Source organism: Herbaspirillum sp. CF444, from assembly GCF_000282135.1.
Classification (GTDB): domain Bacteria; phylum Pseudomonadota; class Gammaproteobacteria; order Burkholderiales; family Burkholderiaceae_D; genus Herbaspirillum.
This window is the reverse complement of the sequence record NZ_AKJW01000044.1, coordinates 1-10,472: the sequence shown is the minus strand read 5'-3', so window position 1 is coordinate 10,472 and position 10,472 is coordinate 1. Positions and strand designations below refer to the sequence as shown.

8 protein-coding genes are annotated in these 10,472 nt (G+C 59.4%); 4 read left to right on the top strand and 4 right to left on the bottom strand.

What is annotated here, in order from left to right; translation table 11 throughout:
- Together PMI16_RS09455 and PMI16_RS09450 are read right to left on the bottom strand one after the other, a co-directional pair.
- Positions 1-786: a fimbrial biogenesis chaperone gene (locus PMI16_RS09455; protein WP_007878880.1), complete on the bottom strand. Its 786-nt coding sequence runs from the start codon at positions 784-786 to the stop codon at positions 1-3.
- Positions 787-973: 187 nt separating this feature from the next.
- The gene (locus PMI16_RS09450) at positions 974-1,501 is read right to left on the bottom strand and encodes a fimbrial protein (RefSeq protein ID WP_007878878.1); all 528 of its coding nucleotides are present in this window, start codon (positions 1,499-1,501) and stop codon (positions 974-976) included.
- A gap of 619 nt (positions 1,502-2,120) precedes the next feature.
- Between PMI16_RS09450 and PMI16_RS09445 the strand changes: the two genes are divergently transcribed.
- Positions 2,121-4,745, top strand: a complete 2,625-nt coding sequence (locus PMI16_RS09445) for a fimbria/pilus outer membrane usher protein (RefSeq protein ID WP_007878875.1) — start codon at positions 2,121-2,123, stop codon at positions 4,743-4,745.
- A 190-nt stretch (positions 4,746-4,935) separates the two neighbouring features.
- On the opposite strand, the gene PMI16_RS09440 is transcribed toward PMI16_RS09445, so the two are convergent.
- Positions 4,936-5,952, bottom strand: coding sequence for a 1-aminocyclopropane-1-carboxylate deaminase (locus PMI16_RS09440; RefSeq protein ID WP_007878873.1), 1,017 nt, complete (start codon positions 5,950-5,952; stop codon positions 4,936-4,938).
- A 238-nt stretch (positions 5,953-6,190) separates the two neighbouring features.
- Here PMI16_RS09440 and PMI16_RS09435 point away from each other — a divergent pair, with 238 nt between their 5' ends.
- A complete protein-coding gene (locus tag PMI16_RS09435; RefSeq protein ID WP_007878872.1) occupies positions 6,191-6,700 on the top strand; it encodes an Lrp/AsnC family transcriptional regulator in 510 nt (169 codons plus the stop codon).
- 36 nt (positions 6,701-6,736) lie between these two features.
- On the opposite strand, the gene PMI16_RS09430 is transcribed toward PMI16_RS09435, so the two are convergent.
- Positions 6,737-7,648 (bottom strand): LysR family transcriptional regulator, encoded by a 912-nt coding sequence (locus PMI16_RS09430; protein ID WP_007878871.1) that lies wholly within the window; start codon positions 7,646-7,648, stop codon positions 6,737-6,739.
- Between the two features lie 196 nt (positions 7,649-7,844).
- Between PMI16_RS09430 and PMI16_RS09425 the strand changes: the two genes are divergently transcribed.
- Positions 7,845-9,407, top strand: coding sequence for an ABC transporter substrate-binding protein (locus PMI16_RS09425; protein WP_007878864.1), 1,563 nt, complete (start codon positions 7,845-7,847; stop codon positions 9,405-9,407).
- A gap of 57 nt (positions 9,408-9,464) precedes the next feature.
- Positions 9,465-10,382, top strand: coding sequence for an ABC transporter permease (locus tag PMI16_RS09420; RefSeq protein WP_007878863.1), 918 nt, complete (start codon positions 9,465-9,467; stop codon positions 10,380-10,382).
- Positions 10,383-10,472 lie beyond the last annotated feature (90 nt).

The following is a 10,472-nucleotide window of genomic DNA, read 5'->3' as shown; positions in this document are numbered from 1 at the left end:
TCACTGAGTCAGAGCGCTATCGACATCCACGGAGCCGCCATAGTCGTTGAGATAGGTGAACCGGACCTTCGATTGAGGAGGAGGAAGCTGCCTGAGATTCTTGAGCACATAGCGTTCCTGTCCGCCTGGCGCGAGCATGCCACCCTCTTCGTTGAGGAACTTGGGCGCGGCCTCAGGCGCATCGCCGGCGCTGACCAGTCCGGTCTTGGTCACGCTGATGTAATAAGGCGTCGGATTCTTCGCTTCAAGCAGATAAGCATCGCCCTCGCGAATGATCTTCCACGTCACCTTGGCCGGCGCGGCATAAACCAGTTCCTGCGTATTCAACGCCTGCGGCCGGAAGAAGATCTTGATGCGCGTGCGGAAGGCCATCTGCACATAATTGCTGTCGTTGGGATCGACGTTCTGGGGGCGCGGCGGCACCTCCAGCAGATTGAGCCAGAAGATGGACTCGCGATCCTGCGGCAATGGCTCCTTGTTATAAATCATGCGCACCGTCTGGCCCTTGGTCGGATCGATGCGAAACAGCGGCGGGGTCAGCAGGAAAGGCACATCGCCGGTACTCGGCGTGGACTTGGGATCGCCCTTGTCGATCCACATCTGCACCAGACCCGGACTGGTGCCCTCGTTGGTCAGGCGCACCGAGACCTCGCGCTCATTGGAAGGAAAGACGACCCGGGTGCCATTGATGACCACGCTGGCGCCGGCCGGCAACACGCACAAAGCCGCACCGGCAAGAACAAAGAAAGCCCGGAAGAGGGCGCAAACATTGAAGCGAATACGCATATTCCAGCCTCCTGGCATGTGCAGCGGATTTGTTGTTATACGTTCCGAAGCCGCAGAGCGGCTTCACGCAGACATACTAAAACAAGAAAGACAGTCCGGATAGTTCCCGATGAAGGAAGGCGCGAGCACTGTCTGATTCCGTCCCGCGCCATGCCGCAGGCATCCCTGCAGCCCCCGTCCCAATCGCTTATTGAAACTCGATCGTATAAGTCACGCTGGTGGTCACGGCGCCGGCGGTGGCCGCGCCGGTCGCGACATACTGCGCCAGATAAGTCAGGTTGGCGCTGCCGCTGGCGATCGGCACATAAGCCGTGTTCTGCGCGCCGGAAGCCGCGCCGATGACGATGTCGGCGCCGGCGGTCGTTGCCAGGCCGACCTGCACGTTGGCGGCGCCGCCGGCGGCGATGTTCAGGCGGCCGGTGGTGTAATCGACGTTCGGACCGGCTTCGAAGAAGGCGCGGGCATTGCCGCTGGCGGGCGTGCAATTGGTCAGGGCAATGGTGAATTGCGTTGCGCCGGCCTTGGTGCCTGCCGTTGCCAGGGAATTGGCGGAAACCTTGGGCAGCGTTACGGTGAAGTTGGGTGTGCCGCCGTTGATGGTGCAGGTTTGCGCGGTCACGGCGCCGTTGATGGTGATGGTGCCGTCGGAGGCGAAGCAAGCGGCAGGCGCCAGAGCAGCGACAGCCAGGAGGGAAGCGATGAGTGATTTTTGCATGATGTTCTCCAATAAATTAAGAGGGATGTCTGTCGTCAATTCGGTGCGTTGATCTGCTTTGCGATCAACCATGAATCGAATGTTACGGACTTGAACTCTCGAAAAATATAAGAAAACTCTCAAAAACATGGGGATGTCGAAATCCGGCCATCGGTAATGCCGGTGTGATTGCCGGGCGGGAGATTTTCCCTTGAAGGCTGGAACGAGGCAGGCTGGCGTGCCTTGCCAAGGCTTTCTGATGTGTGCGGTTGGAAGAATCCGCTATTGGACTTTTTTGTCGAATCGCTATTTTTGGGTGCTCGTTCCATGGAACGAGCACGTATTCCGACGTTGTTGAATGGCAATCATGCGCTGCCTGGCGACCGGTCATCGTTGTTGTGCCATAGCAAAATAGCCACAAAAATATCCCACTTTTTTATAAAGCCGTGCGCTTCATCGTTTTTCTTCGGGAGTAACGCTATGCTATTTGCAGGGGCAGAAAGGAAAAATGACTTTTGGGAGTTTTCTTATATCTGCGGGGAAAAATAGTCATGACAATGACGTCGCGGTGCTGAAGTAACAAAAGTAACAAAAACGGCACGCCAACCAACTTAAAAACTCAATTAATTGGCAGCGACAGATGAAATCAGTTCGGGACAAGTTTCAATTAAAACCTATATGCGGCGTGATCCTGGCGGCCCTGGCCCTGCTGGAGAGTCACGCTGCGTATGCGCAGAAACCGGTCGCCACGCTGGCTCAGGTGGAGTTCGGAAACGAGTTTCTGCAATTCCAGGGCGCCCCTACTGTTGACGTCAGCCGCTTTTCCAAGGGCAACACCGTCGCCCCCGGAATCTACCGTTCGGATATCTACGCCAACGGCGCATGGCTGGGACGCGCAGAGGTCGTCTTCCGCAACATGGGCGATGATGCGGGCGCGACACCTTGTTTCGACCGTGCCTTGCTGGACATGGCCGGCGTCGATTTCGAGAAACTGTCGGAAACCGCGCTCGCCGCGCTGCAGGAAAAAACGGCAGGCGCCTGCCAGCAATTGGACAAACTCATTCCAGCCGCGACGGCGACCTATGACAGCGCGGATCTGCGCCTCGATATCAGCATTCCCCAGATCGCCTTGCGACGCAGTGCCCGTGGCTATATCAGTCCCGAGTTCTGGGACCGGGGCATCAATGCCGGCCTGTTGGGTTACAACTTCAACGCTTTCCGCAGCAGCGGCAGCGGCGTCACCAACACGTCGTACTATCTCGGCCTCAATGGCGGCGTCAATCTGGGCGACTGGCATTTGCGCAATGCGTCGTCGGTGACCAAGCAAAGCGGCGGCACCCTGGCGTATCAAAACGTTTCAACCTATCTTCAGCGCGATATCGTGTCGCTGAAGAGCCAGTTCGTGGTCGGCGACTCCTTCACGCCGGGACAGTTGTTCGACAGCGTCGGCTTTCGCGGCGTGAGCCTGGCGTCCGATGATCGCATGCTGCCCGATTCGCAAAACGGCTATGCGCCGACCGTACGCGGCGTCGCCAAAACCAATGCCAAGGTGCGTATTACGCAGAACGGCAACATCATTTACGAAACGACCGTCGCCCCCGGACAATTTGAAATCAACGATCTGTATCCGACAGGTTACGGCGGCGACTTGCGTGTGGAAATTACCGAAGCCGACGGCAGCCGCAGCAGCTTCAGCGTTCCCTATGCATCGATCGCGCAATTGCTGCGTCCCGGCATCGGGCGTTACAACCTGACCGCAGGCCGCACGCGCAGCGTCGGGCTCAGCAATCCGATCAACTTTGTACAGGGAACGTATGAGCGCGGCATTACCAATGACCTGACGCTGTTCGCCGGCGGCATTGTTGCTGCGGACTACATGGCCGTGCTCGGCGGATCGGCTTTCAACACGCCGCTGGGCGCGCTTTCGCTGAGCGTGACGCAGTCGCACGCCAAAGTTTCCAACAGCGACACGCGCGACGGCCAGAGCGCCAAGATCGATTTCAGCAAGTTCATCAAGGACACCGGCACCAATTTCTCGTTGGCAGCCTATCGCTACTCCAGTAGCGGATACCTGCGCCTGACCGATCTGGAGGCCGCCAAAACCTTGATTGCGCAAACGGGCGACGCCGCGCAACAAGACCGTCAGCGCAGTCAGTTGCAACTGATCATCAATCAGACGTTGGGCGGCAACTATGGCGCGTTGTACTTGTCCGGCGCGACGCAGAATTACTGGAATCGCCCCGGCTCGAACACGCAATTCAATTTCGGTTACAGCAATAGCTGGCGCTCTGTTACCTACAATTTTTCCGTGCAGCGTCAAAAGGATCTGACAAGCGGTGCGACCAACACGCTCTATTTCGCCAGCATTTCCTTGCCGTTGGGGCGCGAAGTGCACTCGCCGCATGTCAGCAGCAGCGTCAGCAGGGACGAGCGCAACGGCACCAGCCTGCAGACATCCATCAACGGCACCGCAGGGGACGACAACGCCTTCTCCTACGGTGCAACCGTGTCGAAGGATGGCACCGGCTCCAAAACCGGTTCGCTGAACGGCCAGTACAATGCGACCTTTGCCAACCTGGGCGCCACTTATACCCAGGGAAGTTTCGGTTCCTCGCAATCGTTCCAGATGTCGGGCGGGTTGGTCGTGCATGCCGGCGGCATCACGGCGTCGCAATCGTTGGGCGAGACGATCGGCATTGTCGAGGCGCAGGGCGCTGAAAACGCCATGGTCAATACTTCCGGTGTTCGCGTCAATGGGCGCGGCTATGCGGTCGTCCCGTATCTGACGCCGTATCGCATCAACGAAGTGGCGATCGATCCCAAGGGAACCTCGACCGACGTTGAAATGAGCGTCACCAGCCAGCGTGTGGCACCGCATGCCGGCGCCGTCGTATTGTTGAAATACGCGACGGTCAATGGCCGCTCGGTTCTGATTCAGAGCAAGCTGGCCAATGGCGAGCAGCTTCCGTTTGGCGCAGAAGCGTTCGACGAACAAGGCAACTCGGTGGGCATGACGGGGCAGGGCGGTCGCATTTTCGTGCGCACGGTCGCCGGCGATCAGGGCAAGCTGACCGTAAAATGGGGTAGCAAGGCAGACGAGCAATGCGCATTGACGTATCAGTTGCCGCCGCGCGACAAGGACGCCAAGGGCATTGCCTATGATTCGACCAACGCGGTGTGTTCGCCGATGGCGGAATCGAATACAAAGAAGAACGGCGCGCCTGAAAAGACCGCCGCCGCAAAAGCCGGCGCATCCCCGCAATAGCCGACGGCTCCGGGAAGCTGCGAGCGGAAGTTCTCCGTACACGTGTTCCCGGAGATGCGAATGCCGCGCGCCTGTCGCAAGCTCTTATATTGCGGATGCACCGGGCCTGAACAAACGGCGTTCATCGAAGACAAACCTGAAGAACGCCGCGCACCACAACATGCAGCGGCGAGGGTGCTGAACCTGTCAATCAGCCGTTGCGGAAGATGAAACTGTAAGCATTGAGCGCCGGTACGCCGCCGAGATGCGCGTACAGCACCTTGGAACCTTCAGGGAATTCCCCCAGTCGCACCTTCTCGATCATGCCGTGCATCGACTTGCCCTCGTACACCGGGTCGGTCAGGACGCCTTCCGTACGCGCGCACAGGCGAATCGCCTCCAGCGTGCCTTCGTTCGGCAAACCGTATTCCGGGCCGCCGAAGCGCGTGTCGAGCACGACATCCTTTTCAGTGATGTCGTAATTCAGTTCCACCAGCCCGGCCGTGTTTTTGGCGATGCGCAGGATCTGATCGAAAGTTTGTTGCGGCTTGGCCGACGCATCGATGCCGATCACGCGATCCGCGCGGCCGTCCGCGGCGAATCCCACCACCATCCCCGCCTGCGTGCTGCCGGTCACGGCACAGGTGACGATGTAATCGAACTTGAAGCCGAGCTCTTCTTCCTGCTGGCGCACTTCTTCGGCAAAGGCGACAAAACCCAGCCCGCCCTTCGGATGCTCCGAGCAGCCGGCCGGAATCGGATACGGTTTGCCGCCGCTTTGACGCACGCTTTCCATCGCATCTTCCCAGCTCTTGCGAATCCCGATATCGAAACCGGCCGCGTCGAGGCGCACGTCGGCACCCATGATGCGCGACATCTCGATATTGCCGACGCGGTCGTACACGGCGTCGGAATAGTTCACCCAGTTTTCCTGCACCAGTACGCACTTCAGGCCGAGGTGGGCCGCCACCGCGGCGACCTGGCGCGTCTGGTTCGACTGGATGCCGCCGATCGATACCAGCGTGTCGTAACCGCCTTCCAGCGCTTCGGGAATCAGGTACTCCAGCTTGCGCGTCTTGTTGCCGCCGAAGGCCAGGCCGCTGTTGCAGTCTTCACGCTTCATGTAGAGCTCGACCTTGCCGCCGAGATGCGCGCTCAGGCGCTTGAGGGGTTGGATCGGCGTCGGGCCGAAAGTCAGCGGATAGCGGGCGAATTTTTTCAGATTCATGCGTGATGCTCCTGGAGTGTGAAGGGATATCCACGCGTCGGCACTGGCGAACAAGGATGGCATGGATTGCTCCTCCGATATCGGTGTGATGTGCGATGGCGTGTGACGGTGTAGCGATATGCGCTGGATTTCATTGTAGAAATGAATGCGCGCATCAGGGTTGCAAACTTGCGCTATTATTTGATGAGTAATACTTCAATAGTCAGTTATTGTTTATTTTTATTTTGAAAAATAAAATATGAGAGCAACAAAATTGCGTAACAAGAGCGTTGAAACGGAATCCTTCAACGACACCCTCGATCGCACCGATCGCGCCATCCTCAAGCTGCTGCAACGCGACGCTTCGATTTCCAACGTCGCGCTGGCCGCCAAGGTCAATCTCAGCGCGCCCGCCTGCCTGCGCCGGGTGGAGCGTCTCAAGGAACTGGGATTGATCAGGGGCATCGTGGCGCTGCTCAACCCGCGCGCGCTGGATGCCGGCACGCTGGTGATGATCGGCGTGGTGCTGGATCGCTCCACGCCGGAGTCGTTCACGGCCTTTGAGAAAGCCGTGCAAAAAGTATCCGGTTGTCTTGAGTGTCACGTCGTCACGGGCGAGTTCGACTACTTCATGCTGGTGCGCACCAAGGACAACGACAGCTTCAACCGCCTGCATGCCGAGCAGCTGCTGTATCTGCCCGGCGTGCGCCAGGTGCGTACCTTCATGGTGATCAAGGAAGTGCTGTCGACTACGCAGCTGCATCTCTGACGTGCGGCTGCGGTTGCGGTTGTATTGGCGGCCGGGTCAGATGTCCTTGTTCAGTTCGCCCAGCAGATAGTCGAGAAAGATTTCCACGATGCGCGGCAAGGTCCGCCCGGACAGCGTCTGCACCTCGACGTAGCGTCCATCGAGTGCGCGGTCGCGAATCGGCACCATCGTGAACTCGCCCTTGGCGATGCGGTAGCGCACCGTCACTTCGCCGGTGATCGACAGGGCGTCGCCCTCCAGCAGATAGTTGTGCAGCGTCTGGATGTAATTGCTGGTAAGGACCGGTTCGAACACCAGTTGCTGGCGGCTGCACGCCAGGTCGAACAGTTGCCGCAGCGTGGTGTCCGGATCGGGTAGCGCCAGCGGATAAGGCCTTAGCTGCGACAGCGTCACGCTCTTGAACTTGCTCAGCGGATGGCCGTTGCGCATCAGCAGCAGTACCGGCGCCGGTTGCTGGTGCACGATCTTGATATCCGGTTCCGGCAGGCGATTGAAGGTCACGCCGACATCCGCATTGCCGTCCCGTACATGGCGCGAGACCATTGCCGGCGGTCCCACATACACCTGAAACTGGATCGCCGGATACTTTTGCTGGAAGTTGCGGATCAGCCGCGGCATGAAGTCGATGCCGAATCCCTCCGATGCCGCCACCCGGATGCGCCCGCTGCGCAAGCCTTTCAGCGCCAACAGGTCGGCCACCACGCGGTCCGCTTCCAGCGTCACCTTTTGCGCATGCGCGGCCAGCATTTCCCCGCCCGCGCTCAGCACCATGCCGCGCGGCCGGCGCTCGAACAAAACGGTGTCGAGCAATTCTTCCAGGCTGCTGATCTGGCGGCTGATCGCCGAACTGGCGACATTCAGGCGCTGGGATGCTTCGGCGATCGAGCCGCAACGCACCACTTCGAGGAAATAGCGTAGCGCGGTGTCCTGCAAGTATTGAGATTTCATATAGGCCTTTGCAAACGCGATGGGGCGCCATCGCCACACACTATAACCAAGCAAAAAGCTTGCCTTCTCATTTTGGCAACGCAGGCTTAGAAATTCTCTAATTGTTGCACGGCCTCATTCAACCTAGTATCCATTGCATGCCGTTGCTTAATTCATGCCGTTGTTTTTTCAAACAATTTTGAATGGAAGGTCGGGAATGAACGCGAAGAAGAACATGGTGAAGGGATCCGGAGCTGCGTGGGTGCGAGGGGCATTGCTGCTGGCCGGGGCTGCAGCGACGCTGTCGACCTCTCCCGCGGCGCTGGCCAACAAGGCCAACGACACGCTGGTCTACGCCTCCGACAGCGAGGTGGAAAACATCAGCCAGTATCACAACAATCTGCGCGAAGGCGTCATCCTGGCCCACCTGATCTGGGACACGCTGGTGTTTCGCGATCCCAAGACCGGCGACTACAAACCGCAGCTGGCCACTGCCTGGAAATGGGAATCGCCGACCGCGCTCGTGATGGACCTGCGCCAGGGCGTGCAATTCCAGAACGGCGACAAGTTCAGCGCCGACGACGTTGTCTTCACCTTCAACTATGTCGTGTCGAGCGAATCCAAAGCCGTCACGCGTCAGAATACCGACTGGATCAAGAGCGCCGAAAAACTCGGCGACTACAAGGTGCGCATCAACCTCAAGCAGCCTTTTCCAGCCGCGCTCGAATACCTGGCCGGCCCTTTGCCGATTTATCCAGGCGCCTATTTCAAGAAGGTCGGCCTCGACGGTTTCGCCAAGGCGCCGATCGGCACCGGCCCGTACAAGGCTACCAGCGTGACGCCGGGGCAGGGCGTGACGATGGTCAAGAACACCAATTATTTCAAGGATAGCCCGCAAGGCCAGCCCAAGATCGGCAACATCAAGTTCGTCATCATTCCCGATCCGGAAACCCGCTCGGCGCAACTGATGACCGGCGCGGTCGACTGGATCTGGCGCGTGCCCGCGGACCAGGCCGAATCGCTCAAGAGTACGCCCAAGGTCACCGTGCAAAGCGGCGAGACCATGCGTGTCGGTTTCCTGACCATCGATGCCCCCGGCTCGTCGTCGCCCAATTCACCGTTCAAGGATTTGCGCGTACGCCAGGCCGTCAACTATGCGATCAATCGAAAAGGCATTGCCGACAACCTGGTGCGCGGCGGCAGCAAGCCCATCTACACCGCCTGTTTCCGCACCCAGTTCGGTTGCGACGCCAAGGTCGCGATCAACTACGATTACAACCCGGCCAAGGCGAAAGAGTTGCTCGCCGCCGCCGGCTATCCCAATGGTTTTGACACCGACATCTATGCTTACCGCGAGCGCGAATTCGCCGAAGCCATCATCGGCGACTTGCACAAGGTCGGCATTCGCGCGCGCCTGCACTACATGAAATACGCTGCCTTGCAGGTCGAGTACCGCAACGGCAAAACGCCGCTGACCTTCCAGGCCTGGGGCTCGTTCTCGATGAACGACACCTCGGCATTCGCCGGCGTGTTCTTCAAGGGCGGCAGCGACGACATCACCAAGGATCCGCAATTGCGCCAATGGCTGGAAACCGCCGACAGTTCGACCGATCCGGCGGTGCGCAAGGCCAATTACTCGAAGGCGCTGGAGTCGATTTCCAAACAGGCTTTCATGGCGCCCCTGTTTTCCTACTCGACTTTCTACGCCTACAACTCGCAGTTGAAGTTCCAGGGTTATCCGGACGAGTTGCCGCGTTTTTATGAGGCCAGCTGGAAGTAGTCTCGCCAGGGCGGACGGCAGCCGCCGTCCGCCCAGCCAACGTAAAGAGGACTTGCCATGTTGATCTATCTCTTGCGCCGCCTGGCGATCGCCTTGTGCGTCGCGATCACGGTATCCATCGTCAGTTTTTCGCTGCTGCACATGTCGGGCGACCTGGCGACGGCGATTGCCGGACCCGAGTCGAGCGCCGCCCAGGTCGAAGCGATACGCGTGCAATTCGGCCTCGACCGGCCCATGGTGACGCAATACATGGACTGGCTGGGCAAGGCCGTACACCTCGACTTCGGCAAGTCGTTCTACTTCCAGGGACCGGTCATGGAGATGGTGAGCGAGCGTCTGCCGATCACCATGAAGCTGGGCGGCATCGCCTTGTTGCTGGCGGTATCCGTCGCCATTCCGCTCGGCGTGCTGGCGGCGATTTATCGCGACACCTGGCTCGATCGCGTGGCGCTGGTGATTGCCGTGGTGGGGCAGGCCATGCCCAGCTTCTGGTTCGGCCTCAGCCTCATCCTGATTTTTTCGGTGACCTTGCACTGGCTGCCGGTCGCCGGCAACGAAGGCTGGGAAAACTTCGTCCTGCCCGCCATCGCCCTCGGTTACTACGCCATGCCGGCGATGATGCGCCTGACGCGCGCCGGCATGCTGGAAGTGCTCGGCTCCGACTACATCCGCACGGCACGCGCCAAGGGCCTCGGCAAAGGCAAGGTCATCTTCAAGCATGCGCTGCGCAACGCGGTGATTCCGGTCGTCGCGCTTGCTGCGGTCGAACTCGGTTTCATGCTCGGCGGCTCGGTGGTGATCGAATCGGTGTACTCCATGCAAGGTCTCGGCCAACTGGCCTGGGACGCCATCTCGCGCAACGACTATCCGGTGGTGCAGGCGGTGGTGCTGATCATCGCCATGTTTTATATCGGCCTGACTTTCCTGGCCGACGTCATCAACGCGCTGCTCGATCCGCGCATCCGCACCCGCTGAGGAATCGCCATGACGACCATTTCCACTTCTTCCTTGCCGGCCGGCGGCCTTCTTCAGGCCAGTCTCAAGCCGATACCGCTGTGGCGGGGG